Source organism: Alcanivorax sp. HI0044 (assembly GCF_001634945.1).
In genome coordinates, this window is the sequence record NZ_LWEZ01001284.1 from 1 (window position 1) to 23,310 (window position 23,310).

The 23,310-nt window shown below is 58.2% G+C and carries 25 protein-coding genes and 1 pseudogene; 12 read left to right on the plus strand and 14 right to left on the minus strand.

Translation table 11 applies throughout. The annotated features are described in order from the left end of the window. Both A3730_RS31850 and tusA read left to right on the plus strand, forming a co-directional pair. Positions 1–340, plus strand: a pseudogene (locus tag A3730_RS31850) (MFS transporter); the annotation flags it as partial. Continuing rightward, complete coding sequence (tusA, locus tag A3730_RS18510) at positions 340–579, plus strand: sulfurtransferase TusA (protein WP_063519919.1); 240 nt, start codon at positions 340–342, stop codon at positions 577–579. The pseudogene A3730_RS31850 and the gene tusA, both read left to right, overlap by 1 nt. Positions 580–686: 107 nt before the next feature. Here tusA and A3730_RS18515 read toward each other — a convergent pair whose 3' ends face one another. Continuing rightward, on the minus strand, positions 687–1,373 hold the full coding sequence (locus A3730_RS18515; RefSeq protein ID WP_063519918.1) for a hypothetical protein: 687 nt from the start codon (positions 1,371–1,373) through the stop codon (positions 687–689). Positions 1,374–1,795: 422 nt separating this feature from the next. Here A3730_RS18515 and A3730_RS18520 point away from each other — a divergent pair, with 422 nt between their 5' ends. Continuing rightward, the gene (locus A3730_RS18520) at positions 1,796–2,284 is read left to right on the plus strand and encodes a gamma-glutamylcyclotransferase family protein (RefSeq protein ID WP_082872454.1); all 489 of its coding nucleotides are present in this window, start codon (positions 1,796–1,798) and stop codon (positions 2,282–2,284) included. Here A3730_RS18520 and A3730_RS18525 read toward each other — a convergent pair. The 4 genes from A3730_RS18525 to A3730_RS18540 all read right to left on the minus strand — a co-directional run bounded on the left by A3730_RS18525 (position 2,281) and on the right by A3730_RS18540 (position 6,031). Next, the gene (locus A3730_RS18525; RefSeq protein WP_197468642.1) at positions 2,281–2,631 is read right to left on the minus strand and encodes a DUF3325 domain-containing protein; all 351 of its coding nucleotides are present in this window, start codon (positions 2,629–2,631) and stop codon (positions 2,281–2,283) included. The genes A3730_RS18520 and A3730_RS18525 overlap by 4 nt on opposite strands. Further along, complete coding sequence (locus tag A3730_RS18530) at positions 2,628–4,256, minus strand: PepSY domain-containing protein (RefSeq protein WP_063538653.1); 1,629 nt, start codon at positions 4,254–4,256, stop codon at positions 2,628–2,630. Before A3730_RS18530 ends, A3730_RS18525 begins: the two co-directional genes overlap by 4 nt. After that, complete coding sequence (locus A3730_RS18535; RefSeq protein ID WP_063519916.1) at positions 4,253–4,519, minus strand: DUF3649 domain-containing protein; 267 nt, start codon at positions 4,517–4,519, stop codon at positions 4,253–4,255. The genes A3730_RS18530 and A3730_RS18535 overlap by 4 nt, the downstream gene beginning before the upstream one ends. Positions 4,520–4,648: 129 nt before the next feature. After that, the gene (locus A3730_RS18540) at positions 4,649–6,031 is read right to left on the minus strand and encodes an MATE family efflux transporter (RefSeq protein ID WP_063538655.1); all 1,383 of its coding nucleotides are present in this window, start codon (positions 6,029–6,031) and stop codon (positions 4,649–4,651) included. Positions 6,032–6,065: 34 nt separating this feature from the next. On the opposite strand from A3730_RS18540, the gene A3730_RS18545 reads away from it, so the two are divergent. Then, positions 6,066–6,653 carry an elongation factor P hydroxylase gene (locus tag A3730_RS18545; RefSeq protein WP_369817636.1) on the plus strand — a complete coding sequence of 196 codons (588 nt, stop codon included), beginning with the start codon at positions 6,066–6,068 and terminating at the stop codon, positions 6,651–6,653. Between the two features lie 88 nt (positions 6,654–6,741). Here the strand turns inward: A3730_RS18545 and A3730_RS18550 are convergent, their stop codons facing one another. From A3730_RS18550 to arsC, 9 genes are all read right to left on the minus strand, one after another. Next, positions 6,742–8,049 carry a DUF58 domain-containing protein gene (locus tag A3730_RS18550; protein ID WP_063521244.1) on the minus strand — a complete coding sequence of 436 codons (1,308 nt, stop codon included), beginning with the start codon at positions 8,047–8,049 and terminating at the stop codon, positions 6,742–6,744. Further along, on the minus strand, positions 8,046–9,017 hold the full coding sequence (locus tag A3730_RS18555; protein WP_063521563.1) for a MoxR family ATPase: 972 nt from the start codon (positions 9,015–9,017) through the stop codon (positions 8,046–8,048). The genes A3730_RS18550 and A3730_RS18555 overlap by 4 nt, the downstream gene beginning before the upstream one ends. A gap of 69 nt (positions 9,018–9,086) precedes the next feature. Then, positions 9,087–10,409, minus strand: a complete 1,323-nt coding sequence (locus tag A3730_RS18560) for a DUF4350 domain-containing protein (RefSeq protein ID WP_063521562.1) — start codon at positions 10,407–10,409, stop codon at positions 9,087–9,089. Then, positions 10,402–11,913, minus strand: a complete 1,512-nt coding sequence (locus A3730_RS18565) for a DUF4129 domain-containing protein (protein WP_063521561.1) — start codon at positions 11,911–11,913, stop codon at positions 10,402–10,404. The genes A3730_RS18560 and A3730_RS18565 overlap by 8 nt, the downstream gene beginning before the upstream one ends. Further along, positions 11,894–12,877 carry a stage II sporulation protein M gene (locus tag A3730_RS18570; protein WP_063521560.1) on the minus strand — a complete coding sequence of 328 codons (984 nt, stop codon included), beginning with the start codon at positions 12,875–12,877 and terminating at the stop codon, positions 11,894–11,896. Before A3730_RS18570 ends, A3730_RS18565 begins: the two co-directional genes overlap by 20 nt. Then, positions 12,874–13,554 (minus strand): RDD family protein, encoded by a 681-nt coding sequence (locus tag A3730_RS18575; RefSeq protein WP_082872456.1) that lies wholly within the window; start codon positions 13,552–13,554, stop codon positions 12,874–12,876. Before A3730_RS18575 ends, A3730_RS18570 begins: the two co-directional genes overlap by 4 nt. Then, on the minus strand, positions 13,544–13,885 hold the full coding sequence (locus A3730_RS18580) for a DUF2069 domain-containing protein (protein WP_063521565.1): 342 nt from the start codon (positions 13,883–13,885) through the stop codon (positions 13,544–13,546). The genes A3730_RS18575 and A3730_RS18580 overlap by 11 nt, the downstream gene beginning before the upstream one ends. After that, the gene (wrbA, locus tag A3730_RS18585) at positions 13,885–14,481 is read right to left on the minus strand and encodes an NAD(P)H:quinone oxidoreductase (protein ID WP_063521559.1); all 597 of its coding nucleotides are present in this window, start codon (positions 14,479–14,481) and stop codon (positions 13,885–13,887) included. Before wrbA ends, A3730_RS18580 begins: the two co-directional genes overlap by 1 nt. 7 nt (positions 14,482–14,488) lie before the next feature. Next, a complete protein-coding gene (gene arsC / locus A3730_RS18590; protein WP_063519007.1) occupies positions 14,489–14,842 on the minus strand; it encodes an arsenate reductase (glutaredoxin) in 354 nt (117 codons plus the stop codon). An 87-nt stretch (positions 14,843–14,929) separates the two neighbouring features. Here arsC and A3730_RS18595 point away from each other — a divergent pair, with 87 nt between their 5' ends. The 8 genes from A3730_RS18595 to A3730_RS18630 all read left to right on the plus strand — a co-directional run bounded on the left by A3730_RS18595 (position 14,930) and on the right by A3730_RS18630 (position 23,305). Beyond that, the gene (locus A3730_RS18595) at positions 14,930–16,249 is read left to right on the plus strand and encodes a YihY family inner membrane protein (RefSeq protein ID WP_063521558.1); all 1,320 of its coding nucleotides are present in this window, start codon (positions 14,930–14,932) and stop codon (positions 16,247–16,249) included. Further along, positions 16,239–16,520, plus strand: coding sequence for an acylphosphatase (locus A3730_RS18600; protein ID WP_063521557.1), 282 nt, complete (start codon positions 16,239–16,241; stop codon positions 16,518–16,520). The genes A3730_RS18595 and A3730_RS18600 overlap by 11 nt, the downstream gene beginning before the upstream one ends. Further along, positions 16,517–17,392 carry an alpha/beta fold hydrolase gene (locus tag A3730_RS18605; protein ID WP_063521556.1) on the plus strand — a complete coding sequence of 292 codons (876 nt, stop codon included), beginning with the start codon at positions 16,517–16,519 and terminating at the stop codon, positions 17,390–17,392. The genes A3730_RS18600 and A3730_RS18605 overlap by 4 nt, the downstream gene beginning before the upstream one ends. Before the next feature lie 125 nt (positions 17,393–17,517). After that, positions 17,518–19,029, plus strand: coding sequence for a fumarate hydratase (locus tag A3730_RS18610; protein WP_063538657.1), 1,512 nt, complete (start codon positions 17,518–17,520; stop codon positions 19,027–19,029). Between the two features lie 1,072 nt (positions 19,030–20,101). Beyond that, positions 20,102–20,695: a hypothetical protein gene (locus A3730_RS30510; RefSeq protein ID WP_156497230.1), complete on the plus strand. Its 594-nt coding sequence runs from the start codon at positions 20,102–20,104 to the stop codon at positions 20,693–20,695. A gap of 481 nt (positions 20,696–21,176) precedes the next feature. Next, positions 21,177–21,692, plus strand: coding sequence for a hypothetical protein (locus A3730_RS18615; protein WP_063519553.1), 516 nt, complete (start codon positions 21,177–21,179; stop codon positions 21,690–21,692). A gap of 429 nt (positions 21,693–22,121) precedes the next feature. Continuing rightward, complete coding sequence (locus tag A3730_RS18625; protein ID WP_063518769.1) at positions 22,122–22,439, plus strand: transposase; 318 nt, start codon at positions 22,122–22,124, stop codon at positions 22,437–22,439. Further along, positions 22,433–23,305 (plus strand): IS3 family transposase, encoded by an 873-nt coding sequence (locus A3730_RS18630; RefSeq protein WP_082872457.1) that lies wholly within the window; start codon positions 22,433–22,435, stop codon positions 23,303–23,305. The genes A3730_RS18625 and A3730_RS18630 overlap by 7 nt, the downstream gene beginning before the upstream one ends. Positions 23,306–23,310: the final 5 nt, after the last annotated feature.

A 23,310-nucleotide genomic window follows, 5' to 3' on the forward strand; every position in this document is an offset into this window, starting at 1 on the left:
GTGGTGGGTGGCAAGTTGGGGGGTAGATGCCCCGCAGGGGGCGTGGATCTGGGCGGTGGCGTTGTTTGAGCAATTGGCGGACGGCCTGTCCACGGTGGCGCTGTTTGTGGTGATGATGGATTACTGCCGCGCCGGCCATGAAGGCAGTGACTATACCGTGCAAGCGTCCGTGCAACTGTTCGCGGTAGGGGCGTTCACGCTGGCCAGCGGTTTCAGTGTGGCCTGGCTGGGTTACGCGTCGCATTTCCTGCTGGCTGCGATTCTCAGTGCAGTCGTTATAATAGCTGCCTTTTTCTGGCAACCACCGGTGGTTGCCCATGCGCCACGAGGAGAGCCCTGATGTCACTGGATGCGCAACACCACCTTGATGCCACCGGCCTGCTATGCCCGGAGCCGGTCATGATGCTGCATAACAAAGTGCGCGATATGGCGCCGGGTGAGGTGCTGAAAGTGCGGGCCACAGACCCTTCTACCGAGCGGGATATCCCCAAGTTTTGTCAGTTTCTCGGTCATACCCTACTGACACAAGAACAGGACGGTGACCTTTACCTGTACTGGATCGAAAAGAAAAAAAGCTGAGTGACACAACATCGCCGTTAGCCTGAAGCCCGGAGAAACTCGTTTTCCGGGTTCAGTGCCTAGCCCGTGCCAGTGTTGTTTCGCACTGCCTGAATATTCGTCATCGTTCAGCTTTTTGCCAGCATGGCCACCGCCGCCAGTGCTTCCGGGTCTCTCTCCTTTAACTTGTTGGCAATGCCGTGCTGGAAGAAATACCGGAAGGCCGGTAGCGATTGTGCGGTGGTCAAGCATTCTGCGCCGGGCAGAATCGGTGTCTCAACCGGGTCGTTTTCCTGTGCCACCATGGCCGACAGGGTGCCATCGGCAAACAGCTTCCAGCTCACCACTTCCATCAGGCTGATGGTGTGGAAGTTGTCTTCTGAAAAGACCGCATGGGTGCCGATGGTATCCGGGATTTCCTGAATGGCCTGTTCGCCGGGTTGTGGCTTGCCGAAGAACGACAGGGCCGCATCCATTTCCTGTACCTTGTGTTCCGGTGCCTCCACGAACAGGTAATCGCTGCCGGGCAGACGGTAACCTTCCCAGCGGCCATTCAGCGGGTCGGCCAGCGCCATGGCGGTGACCGGTTCCTTGAGCCAGGGAACCATGGCCACGGTGTCGCCATTGGCCAGTCTTGCCCAGGCCAGTATTTTCAGTGAGAACAGTTTGTCAGGGTGATGATCATTGGCATACAACAGCTCAATGCCATCGTATTCCGGGGATAAACGCAAAATGGGGGGCTTGGCCGCTTTGCGGCGTGGAGAGAAGGAAACAACATTGTTTCCGCCAGGGTGTTGCCGGTTCGCCTGAGACATGGGCACCTCCCGGTACGTTTCCTTGGGGGGACGCGAGCACGATCACAGCGGATCGTTCAGCACGGCCCGTTAATTCACGTTAGCCTGTCATGCGATGCCATGCAAGCGGGTGCAGATAACCGGTTTGCGTGGCATAAAGCGGGCTCGCCGTGGGCAAGAGGGCGCCTGCCTGTGGTATTACCTGGTAGCCATGTTCTGCGCTTTGCCTAACGCTCGAGGCTGGATGCCTGACGTGAAACCCCATGGGCTAAGGAGCTCTCGCTCTTGCGGTGCCTCCTTTTGAGGGAGGGCCATTATTCAGGAAATAATGGGTAATGTGTTTTGTGCAGAGAGCATGGCGACCAGGGTTTAAGTTTTTCAGGTTTTGAATGCAGGCGTCTGTCGTCGGGCATCCGGCGTCCAGCAATAACCAGGAGTGATGTGTGGAGTGTGATTATTACTTTGCCTATGGGTCGAACATGAACCCGGCACGAATGGCGGTGCGGGGCATGCGCTATCGGCAATCGTTACGGGCGCAATTACCCGGTTGGCAATTGGCGTTTAACAAGCGCGCCCATGGCAAAGAAGGGATTGCCTACGCCAACATCGTGAAGGCGGACCATGGCGGGCCGGAGGTGCAGGGCGTCTTGTACCAGCTGTGGGACCACCGCGAAATCGAACGTATGGATCCGTTCGAGGGTCACCCGGTCCGTTATCGCCGTGAACGCTTGCCAGTACAGACCGATGAGGGCGAGCGACAGACCTGGGTTTATATCGCTAATACCGAGTGGCAAGCCGATGATCTGCGTCCGGAGCGCTGGTATCTGAATCACTTGCTCAGTGGGCGTCCCTGGCTCAGTGCCGACTATTACCGGCACTTGCTGGCCACGGCCTGCGTGGACGACCCGGAATCCGCCGAGACACTGCTCTAGACCAGCGCCACCGTTGACCAGGTCAGCATGGCCAACACGGGCAAGGCGACAGCCAGTCGTCCTGCCAACCGTGCGTGATACGGCAACAAAAACACCAGTGGCAAGCCGGCTATTGCCACCAGTCCCACGGCCATAAACAGTGCCAGCCCCAGGGGCCAGACCGTCAACGTGACCCACAGCGATAATGCCAACAGCAACCAGCCGGGCCACCGGTAATAGCGCACGCGTTCCGGTCGCAGCTTGCGGCCCATGACCTGGTCATGGTGACGTTTCATGGCCAGAGACAGGCTGGTCAGGCCGGCATAGGCCAGAGCCAGCGCCAGAAACAGTGGCGGGGCCATCGTCATGGGGATTCTCCGGCAGGTTGCTCACTGGCCGGGTTGGTTGTGTTGAAGGGGCGCGGCGCAGGGGCACGGCGTGCTTTTGCCGGCAGCGGTTTGCGTTGCAAACGCCACAGGGTATACCCGCCCAGGGCAGCAAGAATCAGGCAGACCAGATCGAAACTGGCGATGGCTGCATGTTGCCAGGCCAGAGGCGTAAACAGGTGCGACGCCGTGGTGAAAATGTTGACTACCGGTATGGCAAACCACAGCAGCGAGGCGGCAGCGACCTGCTCAATCCAGCCGTGGCGGTTCGGGCGCAGCAGACCATGCACCAGTGACACCAGCCAGACAATGAAGAAGACCTGAATCTCACGGTCTTCGCGGGCAGCCAGCGTGACCGGTAGCAAACGGTTGGCCAGGAAGTAGGCGGCGATGGCCAGCATCAGTCCGGTGATGGAGGCCATATTCAGTCCGTTCACCATTTTCAGGGCCCGGTCGGGCTGCTGGTCCCGGCGTAATTGCTGGGTGCGTTTGCTCACCCACAGCAGCATGCCGGTCACGGTCATGGCGGAGCCTGCGACCCCGAACAGAAAGAACAGCCAGCGGGTTAGTGGATCGGCGAAGCGAGTCATGTGCACACTGGTAAAGAAATTATAGATACGCCAGCCCGGTGACACCGGATCATTGGCGGGGATGTGGGTGTCGATCAGCTCACCGGTATTGCCCTGGAATACTTGCGTTGGATCGCCACCGCGCTGGCGATCGGTGACCGCCGGATCCCTGTTGACCCGCAAGGTGATCTGCGCGTTGTCCCGGTTGGGGTTGGTGATTTGAATGCGTTCTACCGGTTTGCCGAAACGGGTTTCGGTTTGTTCGATCAATGGCCCGATCGCCACCATCTCACCCGGCGAGCCAGGTTGCGCCGCGTCTTCTCCGCGGGAAAATACCTGGGAGAAAAACGCGCGGCGGTCATTCTCATAGGCCGCGTCGATTCCCCAGGGCATGATCAGGGTCATAAACAGCAGCAGGCCGGAATAGGTGATCATGAAGTGGTAGGGCAGCGCGAGGACCGCCGTGGCGTTGTGGGCGTCCAGCCAGGACCGCTGCCCCTTGCCGGGCCGGAAGGTAAAGAAATCCTTGAAGATTTTCTTGTGGGTGATCACCCCGCTGATAATGGCGATCAACATGAACATGGTTGCCAGGCAGACCAGCAACCGCGCCCACAGGCGGTCGATGCCGTACAGTTCAAAATGAAAGCGGTAGAAAAAATTGCCGCCGCGGGTGGCGCGTGGTGCAACGACCTCGCCGCTATCCGCATCCATGAGTATCTGTTCACCGCGATGGCGTCTTCCGTCTTCAGGTGGTTTGGCCGGTTGCCAGCGCAGCTCGGCGGCGGTCTGGCGGGGGCCGGGCAGGCTGATGTCCCAGGAGCGGGCGTCTGGAGCTTTGGCATTCAATGCTGCCAGAGCCATGTCGATGGTGCCTGGTTGCAGGGTGGAATCATGCACTTCCGGCTGCATCCACAGGGTAATTTCTTCCCGAAAATAAGCACTGGTGCCAGTAATAAAAATGGCCACCAGCAACCAGCCGAGTAACAGGCCGGTCCAGGTGTGTAGCCAGGCCATGGATTGGCGAAATGATTTATTCATGCGGGCAGGCCCCACAGATACAGCCCACCCAGCAGCACGCCAGGGGCGAGAATGCCGGCCCAGGCCCGCCAGGCTGAGCGGGCGGAAAACGCCCAAATAGCCGCGCCGCTACACAACAGCAACGCCACCATGATGCCAATGATCACGGCCTGGTCGCGGGCCATGGGCAGGGTAACGGCCAGGGCCATGGCCGACAGGGACGCAAGGCCATAACCACCCAAAGCCGCGGCCAGGGTGCGGGAGGTAATCGAAAGTGGAGACATAGGAATGTAGAGGCAAGCTAACCAAAATGAGAATGGTTATTATCTACAGAAGCAATGCAAAGAAAATGCAAATAACACAATGAAAGCGCTGCCAGGGTGTAAAAACTGTAAGGCAGGTGAGCGCCCGGCTCAGGCGGCCAGGTCTTCCTGCGAGCTTGTCGGCGGTGCCGGTAGTGGCTGAGCGAGGCGCCAGCGCAGACGCCAGCCCAGGAAGACGGCAGCACTGGTCAGCCCGGCCACCAGGCCGATCCAGAACCCGGCGGGACCCATGGGGTCCACCCACCAGTGGGTCAGCGCCAGGCCGTAGCCGATGGGCAGGCCGATACCCCAGTAGGCCAGCAGGGTCATTACCATGGGCCAACCGGTGTCTTCAAACCCGCGCAGGCAGCCATTGGCGCACACCTGCAGGGCGTCGGAAACCTGGTACAGGGCAGCGAATAGCAACAGGTAGCTGGCCAGGGCAATCACCGAGCCGTTGTCGGTATAAATACGGGGAATCCAGTGGCGGGCCAGCACCAGACTGGAGGCGGCAGCGATGCCCACGACCAGGGTAATGGCCATGGCCACCTGCACCGCTACGCGGATGCCGTCCCGGTCGCTGCGACCCCGGGCGTGGCCCACCCGCACGGTGGCGGCCAGGGCAAAACTCAGTGGCACCATGAAAATCAGGGAGGTGAAGTTGAGAGCAATCTGGTGGCTGGCAACGACCTGGGCCCCCAGGCTGCCGATCAGCAGGGCGATGACCGCAAAGATGCTCACCTCAAAGAAAATCGTCAGCCCCACCGGCAAGCCCAGGCGCAGCATGTAGCCAAGACTGGCCCGTTCAAAATGCCGTTGCCGCAGGTTCAATGGCGCGTGCTGATAGACCGGGTGGCGGTGCGTGTAGATCATCATCATCAGCGCCATGGACCACATCACCAGCGAGGTGGCCCAGCCGCAGCCCACGCCGCCCATGGCCGGGAAGCCGAGCTTGCCGTAGATCAGCACATAGTTGCTGGGAATGTTGATCATCAGCCCGATAACGCTGATCAGCAGCACCGGACGGGTATGATTCATGGCCTCGGTATAACTGCGCAGGGCCAGCATTATCGCGGCACCGGGCATCCCCCAGCTGAGCGCATCCAGGTAGCCGCTGACCATGGGCCGAATGGCCGGGTCCACGTCCATCCATACCAGCACCGGGGCAATGCTGCGCAGGATCAGCGCACACAGGACACCCAGCCCCAGGCCCAACCAGAGCCCCTGCTGGGCGAGGGGGTTGATGCGATGATAAGCTTCGCCGCCCAGATGCCGCGACAGCACCGGGGTGGCGCTCATCAGCACGCCGGTCATGAACAGGAACAGGGGCACCCAGATACTGGCGCCCACGGCCACCGCGGCCAGGTCATTGGCGCTGACTCGCCCGGCCATCATGGTGTCCACAAAGCCGTTGGCCGTCTGCGCCAGTTGCCCACCCAGAATCGGCAGTGCGAGGGTGAGTTGGGCGGCGAGTTCCTGACGGCGGGATAACATAGGCAAGTGCTACTGTTGTAAACGGAACGGTGTGGTGAACGAAATAGATCAGAATCAGGTTCAGACGAAGGCGGCTACCATACCGCAAAGCGCTTCACAGGGGTACGTCAGTGGTGAACTGGAGCGCCTGTTTCGGGCGACTTTTTTCGATTCCCACCACACCGTGCTGGTAGGCGGTGCCAGTGAACCGGTTTACCTGCCAGGCCGTCCCCACCAAATTTGCTATACCCGCGATTATTTTCGCAGTGCCCTGCACGAAATCGCCCACTGGTGCGTAGCCGGTCCGGCACGCCGCGAGCAGGAAGATTACGGTTACTGGTATGCACCGGATGGGCGCAGTGCGGATCAGCAGGCGGAGTTCAGCCGGGTGGAAGTCTATCCTCAGGCTTTGGAAGCGCTTTTCTGTGCCGCTTGTGGGCATGATTTTCGGGTGTCGCTGGATAACCTGAATGGTGACGGTGGTGATGAAGCGGCGTTTGCGGTGGAGGTAAAAGCGAAAGCGCAGGCGTTGCTGGAGCAAGGCCTCGCCGAGCGACCGGCGCGTTGGTGTAAAGCGCTGGCAAAAGCGTATGAGCGTGAGGCTGTGCCGCTCGGTCAGGCGCTGGAGCGCTTGTTTTGTTAGTGTTGTCGGATTACGGCCTTCGGCCTAATTCGACCGACAAAACCCAACTTCTCAAGTAGGTCGAATTAGCCTGAAAGGCGTAATCCGACTAAAGCCGTCCGCTGCGTTTCAGTGCCAGATATAGATGGTTTAATTGCTGCGGCATGTTTTGCGGTGTGGCGCTGGTGACGAGCGCGCCGGCGTGGCGCAGGCGGGTATGCAGCTGCTCGCGCTGCTTTTGTTCCTGGGCGTCGGCACAGACGGTCAGCGCCTGATCGAAATCCTCCACCGGCTGACGGGCCAGGGCTTCCTGTTCGGGCAGCAGCATGTCGGCAATCAGCACCAGATGGTGGCGCCGCATCAAGCCGACGGCGCTGAGCAGGTCATCCAGATCCTCGTGTTGCAGCCGTGTCACCAGCACCACCAGTGCCCGTCGGCGGCTATGGCGTACCAGTTGGCGGGCGGCCAGGCTGAAGTCGCTGGCGTGCTGGCTGGGGTGCAGATCGTAGAGCCCGTTGAGCAAATGATTGAGACCATTCTGGCCCTGCACCGGCGGCAGCCAGCGTGGCTGGTCGCCGGAGAACAGCATGGCCCCGGCCTTGTCTTTCTGTTTGAGCGCACTCCAGGCAAGCAGCAGCGAGGCATTGAGCGCATGGTCGAAGCCGGTGAGCTTGCCCACTGGCATGCCCAGGCGCCGGCCACCATCCAGCATGATAAGCACTTGCTGGTTTTGCTCGTCCTGATACTCACGGCTGATCAAACTGCGGCGGCGGGCAGTGGCTTTCCAGTCGATCTGACGCAGGCTGTCGCCGGGGTGATACTCGCGTAACTGGTGAAATTCCATACCTTCGCCACGGCGGGGCTTGAGGCGACTGCCGGTGAGCAGAAAGGAATGGTTGGCGTCCAGCTGCGTCTGGCTGATGCGGGAAAAATCCGGGTACACCGGCACGGTGCAATGGGCCGGGCAGGTTTTGCGTAGCGACCAGAAACCCAGCTGGCTGGGGAACCAGAATTCCAGGTCACCGAACGTCACCGGGCCACGCCGGCTGGGGCGGTAGTGGTAAGTGAATTCGGTGAGTTCTTGCTCGGCACGGGCCAGCTCACAGGGCAGGCCAGTGAGCGGGTCATCGCCGGGGTGATGGTCCGCCAGGGTCATGGAGGCCGGCAGCTCGGCGGAGGGAATGCGTACCTTGATCGGGTGCGGCTGTTGCACGGACAGGGCATTGGGCACGATACGCTCGGCCGATGGGGCCGGACGGCGCAAGCCATGGAGCAGGTCGAGCAGGGCAAAGGCCGCCAGAATCGCTCCGGCCGCCCACCACAACAGGCTCGCGATGCTGCCGCTGAAAAACAACAGCAAGATCGCGCTCAGGGCCCACAGGCCAACGGCAAGAAGCAGGCGAGGTGCAGGCTTCATTGCCGCGGCGCTTCCACCTGGTCAAGCAGACGGGCCAGGGCGGTTTCCGGGGTTTGGCCTTCGATTTCTGCGTCGGCGCTGAGCTGGATGCGATGGCGCAGTACCGGGCGGGCCACTTGCTGGATGTCGTCCGGGGTGACGAAGTCACGGCCTTCGAACATGGCCTGCACGCGGGCCGCCCGGGCCAGGGCAATGCTGGCCCGGGGGCTGGCGCCGTGGCTCAGGCCATTGAAGTCCCGTGTGGCACGGACGATGCGCAGGGCATAGTCCAGCACTTCGGCGTCGATTAGCACGTCGTTGCTGAGCGCTTTCATGGCCTGCAAGCCGGCCGCATCCGTGGCCGGGCTCAGGCTGTCCACATCCAGGCTGGCGCGGATGGTGCCGTCGAGCACCATGTTCACCAGCCGGGTTTCGTCGTCATGGCCGGGGTAATCAATCAGCACCTTGAACAGAAACCGGTCCAGCTCTGCTTCCGGCAGCGGGTAAGTGCCTTCCTGGTCCAGCGGGTTCTGGGTAGCGAGCACCATGTAGGGTTCGTTCAGGGTAAAGGCTTTGCCTTCGATGGTGATCTGCCGTTCCTGCATGACTTCCAGCAGTGCCGCCTGGGTCTTGGCCGGGGCGCGGTTGATCTCGTCAGCCAGCAGCAGCTGGGTGAACGCCGGGCCGCGCCGGATGCGGAATTGTTCGGTTTTCTGGTCGTACATGGCGTGGCCGGTCACGTCGGTGGGCATCAGGTCCGGGGTGAACTGGATGCGGTTGAAGTCCAGCTCCAGTACCCGCCCGAGACTGCGCACCAGCAGGGTCTTGCCGAGGCCGGGCACGCCTTCAATAAGAACGTGGCCGCCGGAAATCAGTGCGATCAGCACTTCACGGACGACCTGTTGCTGGCCAATCAGTACCTGATTGAGCCGGCTTTCAATGTCGTGGGCCAGGGCGGCCGCATCGGCGAGGGTGGCGGGTTGGCTCATGCTGTTGTCCTTTTGCGTTGCAACTGACGTTGGCGTGTATGTCCGCGCCACTGCACCTGTGTGAGCGTATCAGTGACTGCAATTTTTCAGCGATTGTAATAATGAGACCTGCTGCGTGAACTGGTCCCGGGTTTCCGGTTGCATCTGCAGGGCCGCTTCCAGTTCTTTGGCTGGCACCGATAGTGTTTTTGCGGCCAGCGCCAGTGCCTTGTCACGTTGGTGATGAAAACGGATCAGATGTTGTTCTGCCTGTTCGCGTAACACTTCCACCAAAGCCGCCTGTTGATCGGTACGCCACTGAAAATAGCCACTGGCGTGCAGGTGTTGCAGGTAGTCGCGGCTGTGTTCGTCGCGGGCTTCCTGGCGTGGACCCTGGCGGGGAATGCGATACCACAACCACAGGGCCAGCAGCACCAGCAGGGCAACGCCCAGCGCCGGGGCTTTCAGCCACAGCCACTGTGCCAGCGGCGGCATGGCCACGGAGCGCACAAACCACACCGGCTCATCCGCGGTGAGCCAGGCGAGTAGCCAGGCATGATCGAAATAGAGCAGACGTTCGTTGGACCACAGGCTCAAGTCGGTTAGCACGGAAATCTGTCCGCTGCCCAAGCCGAGTTGCACCAGCTGGCTACCGTAATCGTTGTCTGCGTAGGCGGTCACTTCCACTGGCCATTCCAGGTGTGGTGTCTCGCCTTCTTCATCATCCCAGCTGTCATGCCAGATGACGTAATCGCTGAAAAGCTGCACACGTCGGTCAGGTGCGTTGTCACCCACATGCAGCCCAAGAGGCGCGGGCTCCGGTGGTGCGTCACAGACCAGCCGTGCACAACCTTCACGCAATTCCTCGTTGTCGCTTTGCAGGCAATACTGCAAGGGGCTGTCCACAAAAACGGGCAAGGCCATGATCAGATCCCGGACCGGATCCTCTTCAATGGATTCGCTGGGCACGGGGGAGTCCCAGACGGTGATGCCGAGCGGGAACAGCAGTGGGTCATTGTCCTGCCAGTCTGCGTCACTGGCATCGGATGCCTCGATAAGCGACGGGAGCGGGCGGGCTTCCACCACCAGTTCGCCACCGTTCTGGACCCATTCCAGCAGGGTGTTGACCTGGTTGGGGGTGAGCATGCCGCGGTGTTTATCGATCACCAGGGTGGTGCGGGTGTCGGGTAACGGGAACAGGGCCGCAGCACTGAGAATGCGTTCAGAGGGCTGGCCCCGTTGCGCCAGCCAGCGTTGGGCTGCGCTGTAGGGGTTGCGCGTGATGCTGCTGTCCGGGGAGACCCGCTGCATGTAGGTGACCGGTTCGGTCAGGGCGTAGTAGCCCGCGATCATGGCGACCAGCAGGGTGGCAAGCAGCCAGGGGAAAGCACGGCGCAGGTGGGCCTTACGCATGGTTTGCCTCCAGCCTGTCCATTTGCTGCCAATGCTGGGTCAAGGTGCGCACCTGCTCAGCGCTAACCGGGCGGTGAGCCCAGGCGGTAGTAATCCAGGCCTGGGTCAGCCGCTGCAGGTAGGCAATTGGCAATGAATCGCCGTGTTGTTCCTGCAGTGTGCGCAGGCATTGCTGCTCGGTACTGCCTGCGGCCAGAGCCACGGGGTGACGTGCCAGAATGCCGGCCAAGCTGGTGCGCATCAGTATGGCCAGGGCGCCGCGGATGTCTCCGGCCTTGAGGGCCTCTTCCACGGCACGGTCCAGATTTTTCGGCAGGTTACGTTTGCGGATATCCAGCCCGGCCACATGGGTGGGGATAACAGGGCGCTTGCGGGTGCTGTGGCCGCGCAGGCCGAACTGGTTGGCGACCTTGAGGATTAGCCACAGGGCCAGCGCAATAAAGAGGGCCCAGAAAATGGTCCACAGCAAGGCATCGGGTATATTCAGCGGCGTGTTGTTAGTCTCGGCGTCCTCATCGTCCAGATTATCAAACAGGAACCGCCAGATTTTCTCCATCAGGCTCTCGGATTCGCTGTCGTCCTGATTAATCCACTGCCGCTCGGTCTTTTCTTGCAGCGGCATGAACTCCGGGCTGGCCAGCAGCTCGATGACTTCCTGCTGTTCTGTTTTCCCGGTGGCCGGGGACTGTGCTGATGCGGCGCTGGCGGGTTCCGTGAAAGGCACCAGTGCCATGAGTAGCAGAGCCCCGATGACATTCCTGGCAGCTTGGCGACGTTTGCCCAACCGGCTGAGGCCCAGCTGCAGATCCCAGCCTTCCAGCCAGGTGCGTTTGTTCAGGTACAGGGCAAAGCCACAGGCCACGTAGAGAGGTTCGGTGACACACAGCACCAGATAGAAACACAACCCGGAGATGACCAGTTGCAATGCGCTCTGGTCATAGAACCAGTCACTGAGTTCCAGATTGAATTGCCAGGGCACCAGCATATACAGCAACGCCATTAGCCCGAGCGTCATGAACTGTTCCAGGTGCAGCACCAGCAGGGTCAGCATGCCCGCCCGGTTGGACGGGTAGCTGTTGAGTACTTTCAGACGCTGGCTGGCGGTGTCGCCTTTCACTTGTTCAAGCTGCCAAACGCAGGCATTGAAACTGCGCATGGGGCTCAGGCGCCGCCAGGTGAGCTGGCCGGCCAGCCCCGGCAGCGCGTAACTGCGCCAGCGTTTCAGCAAGGCTTTCAGGGTGAGGGTTTCACCAAACAGGGCATGGCTGTAAAAGGCCAGCAGTGGGCGTTCCCACAGGGGTTTGAGCCACCAGAAGATAAACAGGGGCCACAGGCTGTTGTTCAGGGCGGCCATGCTTAACAGCAGGGCATAGGGTACGGCGGTAAACAGCAGCCAGACGCGGGTAATGGAACCAGCCCAGTGGCGGTAAAACTGCGTGCCCAGGTCCGCGGCTTGCCAGGGGCTGCGCGGTGCCAGGCGGGCGCTAGCCTTTTCGAGTTCCATCCCGTCCCCCGAACAAAAGATAAAGGTACAAAAGGCCCCAGCAGGCCGCGCCCACGCTGTATTTGATGGTTGGCGCCAGGTCCCGTGGTGACCAGAACGCTTCGATAAAGGCGGCCAGCAATAACAGGGCGAAGACCCCGTACATGGTGGGCAGCGCATCCCTGGCGGCCAGTCGCAGGGCGTCCAGCCGTGACCAGGGCCCGGGGGCAATAATGGCCCAGCCGAGGCGCAACCCGGCCCCACCGGCCAAGACAATGGCGGTCAGCTCTGGTGCGCCGTGGGCGATCACAAAGGTAAAGAACGGTTCTTGCGCGCCCACGTTGATCAGGTGCCCGGCGGCGGCGCCGAAGAAGCTGCCGTTGAACAGCATCACCACCAGCGCGCCCACGCCCAGCAGAAGCCCGCTGGCAAAGGTGCGGAAGGCGATGCCGATATTGTTCTGGATGTAATGGCCGAACATCATCACATCGTCATCGCCGCTGCGTTCGCTCTTCATGTCCGCCTGGTTTTCCGGCTGGTACATGCTTTCCAGATTGGCAATGCTGGCCTCATCCACCACGGTGTAGATCATTTCCGGTTGTTGCTGCACCAGCACCCATACCAGCGCCATGGAAAGCACAAAGGCCAGGGCGCTGACCAGATGCCAGCGCCACTGGCGGCGCACCGCCTGGGGGAAGCCGCTGGCGATAAAGGTGCCGATGCGATCTGCCAGGGACGGGTTATAGCGGTACAGCTGGCGATGGGCGCGCAATACCAGATTGTTGAGGAATTGCTGCAGCTGCACGCTGTAGCCTCGTTCCCGTGCCAGCGCCAGTTGGTGGCAGAGCTTGCGGTAATCGGTGACAAAGGTATCCAGGGTGAGCTTGTTCTTCTTGCTCACATGCAGGGACTCCAGCTGCTCGAGCTGGCGTTCCAGTGCTTGCCATTCCGGCCGGTATTGCTGTTCGAAACGGGCCTGTTTCATGTGGGCCCCTGTACCAGGTAACGGCTGACGGCATTCAGACGCTGCAACGCCAGTGCCGGTGCCAGTTCGGGGTACGCCAGTTGCGCCAGCTCTTGCTGGCGGGCTTCGGAAAAGCGGTCATGGCGTTCATGGAAGGCGAGCAGGGCAAGCTGGTCATCCCGGCTCAAGGACCAGTCCGGGGCGAGGGTGTCACCCTGAGCCTGTTCCTGAATCTGTGGGGTTTCTTCGATATGGACAACCAGGGTGTTGGCGGCCATGTCGCCAAGCCGCTGGTAACGAGGGCTGATCAGCGTGCAGACAAACCCGAGCAGATAGAACAGCGGGAACGCATCGGCGGTGCGCAGAAGGTTGCGAATCAGGCTGCCGTTGAAGCTCAGCGGGCTGCCATTGGCATGAACCACCACCAGCCCCATGGCTTTCTTGCCCGGCGTTTGCCCGTGGCGGAAGGCTTCAAACAGGGTGGGGTAAAACCACTCCAGCACGAACGCCATGATCAGCAGCAGGCCCATGCCGGCTTTGCCCAGTGCCGCGAACACTGAGGCCAATGCACCGTAAATCACCAGCCGAATAGCCAGGTCGATGGCGTAGGCTAGCGCCCGGGGCACCGGCCCGGCCAGCGACAGGCTGAGCATGGCGCCTTCCGGTGTTTCTACTTCCAGGCGTTCATCAATCAGCATTCTGGCCCTGACGAATTTGTAATGCGGCAAACACAAAGAGCATGACAGTCAGGGTCGTTTTGGCAATCGCCAGGGTGCGCACTGGCGGCGGATCCAGCAGCTGGACCGCATAGCCACAGAAATAAAACAGCAGCAGGAAACACAGCCAGGTGGCCTGGCGCCGGTTGCCGCTGATAGCAGCAGGCATCATCAATAACAGGGGACCGTACAGCACTAGCGCGATGATAAGGCTGGAGACAATGTGCGCGTCCGGCGGTGCCAGAGTGAACAGGCCGCTGATGCCGACGAGCAGGAGCAACGCGTAGCTGATACGGAATAAAACAAGATTCATCAGGAAGCCTTCAGTTGGCGGGCCAGTAACGCCAGGCGTTTGCCCAGTGCGCGTGCCAGGGTGATTTCGTGTTCCGTCAGCGCCGGGTCACCCTGGCTGCCGGAAACGTGAGTGGGACCATAGGGCGTGCCGCCACTTTGGGTATCCAGCAAGGCGGCTTCGGAGTACGGCACACCGGCCAGCACCATACCGTGGTGGAGCAGGGGGGGCATCATGGAAAGCAGCGTGCTTTCCTGGCCGCCGTGCAAGCTACCGGTGGCGCTGAACACGCCGGCGGGTTTGCCGATCAGGGTGCCTTTCATCCACAGCTCGCTGGTCTGGTCGATGAAATATTTCAATGGTGCCGCCATATTGCCAAAGCGTGTGGGTGAACCCAGCGCCAGGCCCTGGCAACCGGCCAGATCATCCAGCGTCGCGTAGGGCGCACCTTGATCCGGTATCGCCGGCTCACTGGCTTCGCAGTTGGCAGACACGGCCGGGACCGTGCGCAGGCGCGCTTCCATTCCGGTGCTTTCGATACCGCGAGCGACCTGTTGCGCCAGGTTGGCAACACTGCCGTTGCGGCTGTAGTAAAGCACCAGCACATAATCGGTCATGGGCGATTCAGTCCAGTAACTGCAGGGCGTTTTCCGGGGGGCGACCCAGCACCGCCTGATCGCCTTTGACGACGATGGGGCGTTCAATCAATTTCGGGTACTGAATCATCGCTGCGATAACGTCAGCATCGCTGCTTTGCGCAGACAGGCCTGCGGTCTTGTAGTCCGCTTCCTTGTTGCGTACCAGATCATGGGCATGGGCAAACCCCAGCTTGCTGATCAGGCTTTTCAATGTGGCGGTATCCGGAATATCGTCCAGATACTTTACGATAGTGGGGTTAACACCGTTCTCTTCCAGTAACGCCAGCGTCTGACGTGATTTTGAACAGCGCGGGTTGTGGAAGATAATGTAGTCGCTCATGGGATTGCATATCCTGTTTCGTAACGCTGCCATTGTAAGCTGCACACGTGCGGTGGCAAGGGGTCAACCAGAGAGGACGCGTAGAGCATGGAGAATGAGCAACCGGTAATTCCGGTGCACGCCCGGTTCGATTCCATCAAGGCGTTTTTTGCCCTGCTGGTGCGCCAGTTCAATGAAGACGGTTGCCGGCAAAGTGCTGCCGCGCTGACGTATACCACCCTGTTTGCCATCGTCCCGGTGATGACGGTGAGTTTTGCGGTGCTGTCGTCGGTACCCGCCCTGAAAGACAAGGGCGCCCAGTTCCAGGCATGGGCGTTTGAGTATTTTGTACCCTCCGCAGGCAATATGCTGCTCGATCACCTGCAGTCCTTTGCCAAACAGGCAGCAAACCTGACCGGGTTGGGCATTGTGTTTCTGGTGATCACTTCCATCCTGATGCTGAGCACGGTTGAGCAAACCCTGAACCGTATCTGGAAAGTGCAGACCCCGCGTAAAGGTCTCACCAGCTTGTTGATGTATTGGGCGGTGCTGTCATTGGGGCCGATTTGTCTGGGCCTGGGGTTGGCGATCTCGTCGTATCTCACCTCGCAGGCCATCTTCAGCGACACGGTGAGCTACCTGGGCGGTGTGCGGCTATGGCTGTCCTTGCTGCCGTTCCTGTTCACCACCGCCATGCTGACACTGATGTACACGGTGGTGCCCAATACCAAGATTCCGTTGCGACAAGGCGTGCTGGGGGCGGCGGTGGCGGCTCTGTTGTTTGAGCTGGCGAAAGGCGGCTTTACCTTTTTCATCAAGCAGGCGCCCAGTTACCAGGTGGTGTATGGCGCTTTTGCTGCCGTACCCGTGTTTCTGCTGTGGATTTATATTTCCTGGACCATTGTGCTCGGTGGTGCCGAGCTGGTGCGTGCGTTAGTAGTCTTTCAGGAACACCGTCGCCAGGTGCCGCGCATGCACGCCCTGGTGCGCCTGCTCAATGTGTTCTGGCAGCGCCAGCAGAACGGCAAGGTGCTGCGCAGCAAGGAAGTTCGCAAGGTGATGCAGGAATCCGGAATCAGCCAATGGGATGAATTTCGCAACCTGCTGGTAAATGCGAAGCTGATCCGGCGCACGGAAGAAGGCGGTTACATGCTCAGCCGGGATCTGCGTAACCTGTCGCTGGGCCAGTTGGTGGCCATGCTGCCGTGGCCGGCCCATACCCAGCTAAGAGTGCGGCAACAGCAGGAGCTGTTGCCCTGGGAGGCAGCGCTGAAGAGGCGAATGGATCAGGCCCGGGAAGGCATGATGGCACCGCTGGATATCAGCCTGGATACGCTATTCAGCGAGCCGGAAAATCAAACAGACGACAATGCAGAGCCGAACAGGGCCTCTGCCCACATTGACCACGAGGACAAGCATGACGGTTAAGCATGTACTGGTGAGCGGTATTGTGCAGGGTGTAGGCTACCGGGCCTGGACGCGCCAGGAAGCCATACGTCGCAATCTCACCGGCTGGGTACGCAATTGTGCAGACGGCCGGGTGGAAGCGTTGCTGGAAGGCGACAGCGATGCTGTGGATGACATGCTCGATGCCATGCACCAGGGCCCGGCGCTGGCACAAGTGGAAAGGATTCTGGTGGAAGAGGGCAGCGATCATGACGATGCCCCCCGTTCCAATCACTTTGAGGTAACACGATGAAACAGGTAGAGCTGGTCAATGGTGACCTGCGTTTTCCTGCCTTGATGGCCGGCAATGGTGAGCCGGTGATTCTGTTGCACGGTTTTCCCGACACTTATGAAAACTGGGCGGTGCAGATCAATGCTCTGGCGGATGCCGGTTATACGGCTATCGCGCCAGCGTTGCGCGGCTATGCGCCCGGTTGCCAGCCCGGTAACGGTGATTATTCCCTGTATGCTGCCGTGGACGACCTGATGGTTTTTGCCGCACAGCTGGGCGGTCGTGTGCATCTGGTTGGGCACGACTGGGGCGCCGCGGTGGGGTATCTGGCTTGCGCGCAGTCCCCGGAGACCTTCTGCTCATTCAGTGCCTTGTCTATTCCGCCCATCCGGCGGATTCCCCAAGCGTTATTGAAAGTGCCGGAGCAAGTATTGCTGAGCGGCTACATGCAGTTTTTCCAGCTGCCGCTGGCCCCGGAAGCCTGGCTCAAGCGCGGCGACCTGGATGGCGTGGAAGCGCTATGGCGGCGCTGGTCTCCCGATTGGGAGCCGGAGCTCTATCTGGATAATGCCAAGCACACCCTGGCGGAGCCGGGTGTGATTTCCGCTGCCCTAGCCTGGTACCGGTCCCTGTTCAAGGTGTGGAAAAAAGAGCATCGCAAAGCAAGAGCCTGGCTGGGGCGGGATATTGCCACGCCCACCCAGATCCTGATCGGCGAGAACGATGGCTGCATGAGCCCCAAATTGCTGGACCACACGCTGGTAGAAAGCGATTTCAGTGGTGGCGTGGAGTTGCAAACCCTGGCCGATGCCGGGCATTTTCTGCACCTGGAACAGCCGGAGGCGGTAAACCGTCATCTGATCCGGTTGCTCAATAACACCCGTTGCGACTGAAAGCGCTGTGTTAACGAGGTCAGCGGCAAGGGGCGGCTAGTCATGGCGCTCCCGCCGCCGATTTCCGCCCCCTTCACTCTCTGCGCTATACTACGCGCCCCTATTTTCCCAGCAGGAGTAATCCCATGACGGTGATTCGCCAGGATGACCTGATTCAGAGCGTGGCAGATGCCTTGCAGTATATCTCTTACTACCACCCCGTGGATTTCATCCGCGCGGTGAAAGAAGCCTACGAGAAAGAAGAGAGCAAGGCCGCCAAGGACGCCATGGCGCAGATCCTGGTTAACTCCCGCATGGCCGCCATGGGCCGCCGCCCGATCTGCCAGGACACCGGTATCGTCACCGTGTTTGCCAAGGTGGGCATGAATGTCACCTTTGAGGGCGACATGAGCCTGGACGACATGATCAACGAAGGTGTGCGTCGCGCCTACAACCACCCGGACAATGTTCTGCGTGCCTCGGTGCTGGCGGACCCGGACGGCAAGCGTGCCAACACCAAGGACAACACCCCGGCGGTGATAAATTACTCCATCGTTCCCGGCGACACCCTGGAAATCGACGTGGCGGCGAAAGGCGGCGGCTCCGAAGCCAAATCCAAGTTCGCCATGCTCAACCCGTCCGATTCCGTGGTGGACTGGGTGCTGGAACAGATTCCGAAGATGGGCGCCGGCTGGTGTCCGCCGGGCATGCTGGGTATTGGTATCGGCGGCACCGCCGAGAAAGCCATGATGATCGCCAAAGAATCCCTGATGGATCCCATCGACATCCACGAGCTGCAGGCCCGTGGTGCCCAGACCCGCTCTGAAGAGCTGCGACTGGAACTGTTCGAAAAAGTGAATGCACTGGGTGTGGGCGCGCAAGGCCTGGGCGGCCTGACCACCGTGCTGGACGTGAAAGTAGTGGATTACCCCACCCACGCCGCCAACAAGCCGGTGGCACTGATCCCCAACTGTGCCGCCACCCGTCACGCCCACTTTATCCTCGACGGCACCGGCCCGGCCGACCTGAAAGCACCGGACCTGGAAGAGTGGCCGGACATTGCCTGGGGCAACGACGAAGGTGCCAAGCGTGTCAATCTGGATACCGTGACCCCGGAAGAAGTGCAGACCTGGCAGCCCGGTGACACCCTGCTACTGTCCGGGAAACTGCTCACCGGCCGTGATGCGGCCCACAAGCGCATGGTAGACATGATCTCCAAGGGCGAAAAACTGCCCGTGGACTTCACCAACCGGTTTATCTATTACGTAGGGCCGGTGGATCCAGTCGGTGACGAAGTGGTTGGCCCGGCAGGCCCGACTACTGCTACCCGCATGGACAAGTTCACCCGCACCATGCTGGAAGAAACCGGTTTGATCGGCATGGTCGGTAAAGCTGAGCGTGGCGACACCGCCATCGAAGCCATCAAGGACAACAAGGCCGTGTACCTCATGGCCGTAGGCGGCGCCGCCTACCTGGTCTCCAAAGCCATCCGCAAATCCCGCGTGGCGGCCTTTGAAGATCTGGGAATGGAAGCCATCTACGAATTCGAAGTGGAAGACATGCCCGTCACTGTGGCCGTGGACTCCCTGGGCGAATCCGTACACAAAACCGGCCCGGTCATCTGGAAACAGAAGATCGCCGAAAAGAGCGCGCAGTAGGTACTACGCAGTTCGCCCAAAAAAAACCGTGCTTTCAGCGCGGTTTTTTTGTGGGCGAACGGCTGCAACACGCTTCATGCAACAAGCAACACGAAAAACCCAAACCGTCAAAGCAACCCGCACTTTTTTGTAGGAGTTCCTCTCGAGGGACGAACCCCGCGCTAGATAACCTGACAAACTTGGCAATCAACCCTCCAACCTTAACTTTCTCACCAGCCTGGTTATCCCGCCCTAAATTCTCTTTTTCACCCGCACACAAGTTGAATATGTAGGATATGGCTTACAGATTTTTGTAAGTTGCTGAGATAAAGTTAATTTTCAGATTTTTCGATGCAAGAAAAGTCACGACAAAATTTCCCGTTCAACACGCAAGTGCAAGAAAAGTCAGATGAGAATGGTTCCTGACTTTTAGCTAAAATATTGATTGTCTTGTTATTTAGGGTGGTTTCAGGGGAAAGTCGGATCGGGGATATATTGCAAAGTGATATATCGCATCTGCAATTGAATACGCTGTTAGGTTGCTCTGCCTTTTCCTGTTTATTGAGGTCAGAGCAGTTTGAAATTCACTGCCAGTAGCAGGCAGTCCAGCATTAGGCATCGTGCCGAGTTACATATCCGGCAGTTCCGTTCCTGGTGCCGTTGTTGAGGTTGGGAGTTGTGGCAAGGCTTTCCCGTTCGTTGCGGGCAGCCACAATCAAGGTTGGGGGTAGCTGCAAAGTCTGCGTTCTTGCAGGTGCCATAAATTCAGGTTGGGTTCGCAGGCTCACATCGTGCCAGTAGTTGGCAGTGGCGTGTCGCCAACCTAACCAGGCAAGGCAGCGGACGCGAAATACGCGCCGCTGCTCGCAGCGTTAAATGGCTCTGCTTTTTTATGGCAGCGCAAGATTCCAAGTCGGTGCCATAAGTGAGCATTCGGGTGCCGTTAGAAAAATAAGAGGTTGTGGCTAGGTTATCCCGTTCGTTGTGGGCGGCCACATTTCAGGTTGGGGGTGTCTTCAAGTCTTCATTTCTTGCGGGTGCCAAAATTTAGGTCTGGTTCGCAGGCTCACATCTTGCCCTTAGGTAGGGTGGTGTGTCGCCACTTAACCAGGCAAGGCAGCGGACGCAAAAACACGCGCCGCTGCTCGCAGCGTTAAATGTCATGAGAAATATCGTACTAATTACAATTCTAATTGCACTTTCTGGATGTACTGTGTCAGCAAGAAATCACCATTTTGAGCTGGTTGACTATAGCTCTAAAGATTACGACGATTTTCAGAATATTTGGTGCTTTTCAGGAGGTTCAAAGGAATCTATCCAGGTCTGCTCTGCTCCATATAAGCGACGCTCAGAGAGCATCGGTTTTTTGCTGCCTGTATTTCCCCAATTGGATAGAGAGTCAAGGCTTGCTTACGACACGAGTCAGCCTCGAGTAATTGAATTCAAAAATATTAGAGAATCTGGGAATCTAAGCCTTAGTGATCTAAACGGGATAGAAGAATGTTCTTCAAGGTATGCTAAAAAGTGCATTTCCAGAGAAACGATATCAGTTGATCAAAGCAGTTCAATATGGCTGAAAATCCCTGAAGGTGAGCAACATGAGTTCCTAGTTTTTACTGAAAATGTAACTTTCAAGGTTGTCATTAAAGAATTTAATGAGGTCCGGTGGCACGCCGTCACCGTATGAGAAAAACATTTAACAAAGCGCTGCAGGCCGACATCTTACTTTGCGCACCTTTTGCGCGGTCGCTACGCTCCCATTTTCGCGCAAAAGGCGCCCAAAGTAAGCTGCGGCTGAGCGCGGCGTTAAGTGCATAAAGGAATCATGGCTTGTTCGAATCAAATGAATTGAATGAAATTCTCAAGTCAGAGCTGGCTCGAGGCAACGAAATTGCCGAGGAATCAGCTTGGCCACCCAAATGCAAGAAAATAGTTATTCTAAAGCGTCGTTTTCATCACTCGTATGAAGATAGCGGCCTAGATTACCGAAAAATAAATGATCCGCATTATTGGTATGCGGAGTACTCTACAAGCAATCAGGCTGAGTGTTTAGCATGCAAATGAGCAAGCACTTAACAAGCAAAGGCAGCATCGCCCCTTCGGGGCTGGACCTCGCTACGCTCGGCCGCTGCTTTGGGCGTTAGCCAGAATACAGCTTGAGGGGAGAAATGGATTCACCATATAAAAAAAGCATCTGGGATTTTGATGCTAGGTATGGAATAGACTCAGCTGAAATTGGCGATTCAGAAAGGAAGACAATTTCTAGGTTGATGTCTGTTGATGCGGCAAAGAAAAACGTGCCACCTGTGCCGATTAGTGGATTGCTTGAAATTTCCAATCTAGCAAAAGGAATGCCGGATGCGGTGAGCGCAACGAAAGAAGACATAGAGAACTTCATCGGTTTGGCGAAGCGGTTTAACGGGGCAGGAGTGCCAACTGTTATTTGTATGTTGGCGGTTGAAACAGATGGCGACTACCCTCCTATGGATAGAAGGTTTAGTTCGGGGCTGGAAAAAAAGGGCATTGTTTCAAAGGCTTATAGGAAATCACTTAAGGGTGGCAGCATTAAAAAGTTCTCTAGGGTATATGTAGAAAAGGTCATCCCTGCATGGAAAGAGAGCTTAAAGGGCCGCACTCCTCAGGAAGCTGATAACTACTGGGGGCGAGGCGGAAGCGATGGCTAACAAGAGCATGTTGCGGATAAATTTCCGCTACGCTCCAATTTTCCGCAAATGCTGGCGTTATGTGTGAGGGTAGATGGTTGAGGCTATGGGGAGAGAGCTGAAAGTAAGGCCTCTATTTCGGGGGTTGGCAGGCATTCTATTTGTGGTGTGTGTGCTCGATTTGCTGGCAATCGTTGTCTTTTCGTTCCTCGAACCATTCAGCCCGTATGCCCTTCTAGGAATTGCCGTCATTGGAGTATTGTCACATGTTTCTGGAATGGTGCTTTTCAAGGGAGTTCCTCCTGGATATTTTAGGTTCGCAAATGGGGCAGATGATAAGGCACATAACAAGTAGCAGCAGGCCGACTTTCGCGGCTGTGCTAGGCGTTATGCCTCCAAGTTCCCCAAGAAAAGTAGACACCTCACTACAACCTAATGAGGTGTTTTATTATGGCCAAGAAACGTAAGAACAAATACAACCACTACACCGAGGACTTCCGCAGGGAGGCGGTGCGCAGATCGGAAGATCCAGGTACCAGCGCCGTGGAGGTGGCTCGTGAGCTCGGTATCCACCCTGGTCAGATTTATAACTGGCGCAGGCAGTACAAACGACTTTCTGATAAGCAGTTCAATAGCATGCAAGGTGTTGATTACTCCCGGCAGGAAAGCGAAGAGATGCGCGCGCTCAAAAGAGAGATCGTGGATCTGAAAGAGGAAAATGAATTCCTAAAAAAGGCGACGGCGTACTTCAGCAAAGACAAGTGGTGAAGTACGCCTTTATTGAATCGCTACGTGGCCAGTATCCGGTCACCAAGATGTGCCGCTGGGCAGGCGTGAGCCGGTCTGGATACTACAAGTGGCGTAATCGGAAGCCTAGTCCACGTCAGCTCCGCCAATTGGAGGCTGAGCGCCAGCCGGTAACGCTCTTTAAGCGCTTCAAGTCCCGGTATGGGGCGCCACGCATGACCGTCGAGCTAAATGAGAGCGGCTGTGATATCAGCGAGAATACGGTTGCCAAATTGATGGCGAAACGTGGGCTTAAGGCCAGGAATGGGAAGGGCTACAAGTATTTCCCTGATGTTATGGCCCACAATCATGTCAGTGACAATCTTCTTAGAAGAAACTTTACCGCCAGCCGTCCAGATGAGAAGTGGGTATCAGACATTACCTACATCAAAGTCGAAAAGGGCTTTGTTTATCTGGCTGTGGTGATGGACCTATTCTCCCGAAAGATCGTGGGCTGGTCGCTGGATACGACAATTACGAATCAGCTGATTATTGATGCCTTCAATATGGCAAGGGACTCCAGGAATGTAGAGCCAGGGCTCATACTGCATTCGGACAGAGGGGTTCAATATCGCTCGGGCGAGTACCAGGCGTTGTTGCTCAGTGAAAAGATAAGACCTAGCATGAGCCGAAAAGGGAATTGCTGGGATAATGCGGCAATGGAGTCGTTCTTTGCTCGGTTCAAGGTGGAAGCGCTTTATGCCGAGGATGTATCGAATAAGAAAGAGGCGTACTCCTGCGTCTTCGACTACATTGAAATGTTCTACAACAGCCACCGTCGGCATAGCACACTGGGGTATAAAAGCCCTAACACGGTTGAGCAGGAATACCTGAAGATGTGTGCGTAAATCAG

Coding starts and splice junctions, on each gene's coding strand:
- A3730_RS18515 (WP_063519918.1), bottom strand. CDS start 1,373: ATGTCTCAGGCGAACCGGCAACACCCTGGCGGAAACAATGTTGTTTCC.
- A3730_RS18535 (WP_063519916.1), bottom strand. CDS start 4,519: ATGTCTCCACTTTCGATTACCTCCCGCACCCTGGCCGCGGCTTTGGGT.
- A3730_RS18610 (WP_063538657.1), top strand. CDS start 17,518: ATGACGGTGATTCGCCAGGATGACCTGATTCAGAGCGTGGCAGATGCC.
- A3730_RS18580 (WP_063521565.1), bottom strand. CDS start 13,885: ATGAATCTTGTTTTATTCCGTATCAGCTACGCGTTGCTCCTGCTCGTC.
- tusA (WP_063519919.1), top strand. CDS start 340: ATGTCACTGGATGCGCAACACCACCTTGATGCCACCGGCCTGCTATGC.
- A3730_RS18615 (WP_063519553.1), top strand. CDS start 21,177: ATGGATTCACCATATAAAAAAAGCATCTGGGATTTTGATGCTAGGTAT.
- A3730_RS18600 (WP_063521557.1), top strand. CDS start 16,239: ATGACGGTTAAGCATGTACTGGTGAGCGGTATTGTGCAGGGTGTAGGC.
- A3730_RS18560 (WP_063521562.1), bottom strand. CDS start 10,409: ATGCGTAAGGCCCACCTGCGCCGTGCTTTCCCCTGGCTGCTTGCCACC.
- A3730_RS18595 (WP_063521558.1), top strand. CDS start 14,930: ATGGAGAATGAGCAACCGGTAATTCCGGTGCACGCCCGGTTCGATTCC.
- A3730_RS18575 (WP_082872456.1), bottom strand. CDS start 13,554: ATGCTGATTGATGAACGCCTGGAAGTAGAAACACCGGAAGGCGCCATG.
- A3730_RS18550 (WP_063521244.1), bottom strand. CDS start 8,049: ATGAAGCCTGCACCTCGCCTGCTTCTTGCCGTTGGCCTGTGGGCCCTG.
- A3730_RS18605 (WP_063521556.1), top strand. CDS start 16,517: ATGAAACAGGTAGAGCTGGTCAATGGTGACCTGCGTTTTCCTGCCTTG.
- A3730_RS18555 (WP_063521563.1), bottom strand. CDS start 9,017: ATGAGCCAACCCGCCACCCTCGCCGATGCGGCCGCCCTGGCCCACGAC.
- A3730_RS18525 (WP_197468642.1), bottom strand. CDS start 2,631: ATGACGATGGCCCCGCCACTGTTTCTGGCGCTGGCTCTGGCCTATGCC.
- arsC (WP_063519007.1), bottom strand. CDS start 14,842: ATGAGCGACTACATTATCTTCCACAACCCGCGCTGTTCAAAATCACGT.
- wrbA (WP_063521559.1), bottom strand. CDS start 14,481: ATGACCGATTATGTGCTGGTGCTTTACTACAGCCGCAACGGCAGTGTT.
- A3730_RS18625 (WP_063518769.1), top strand. CDS start 22,122: ATGGCCAAGAAACGTAAGAACAAATACAACCACTACACCGAGGACTTC.
- A3730_RS18540 (WP_063538655.1), bottom strand. CDS start 6,031: ATGTTATCCCGCCGTCAGGAACTCGCCGCCCAACTCACCCTCGCACTG.
- A3730_RS18565 (WP_063521561.1), bottom strand. CDS start 11,913: ATGGAACTCGAAAAGGCTAGCGCCCGCCTGGCACCGCGCAGCCCCTGG.
- A3730_RS18570 (WP_063521560.1), bottom strand. CDS start 12,877: ATGAAACAGGCCCGTTTCGAACAGCAATACCGGCCGGAATGGCAAGCA.
- A3730_RS18530 (WP_063538653.1), bottom strand. CDS start 4,256: ATGAATAAATCATTTCGCCAATCCATGGCCTGGCTACACACCTGGACC.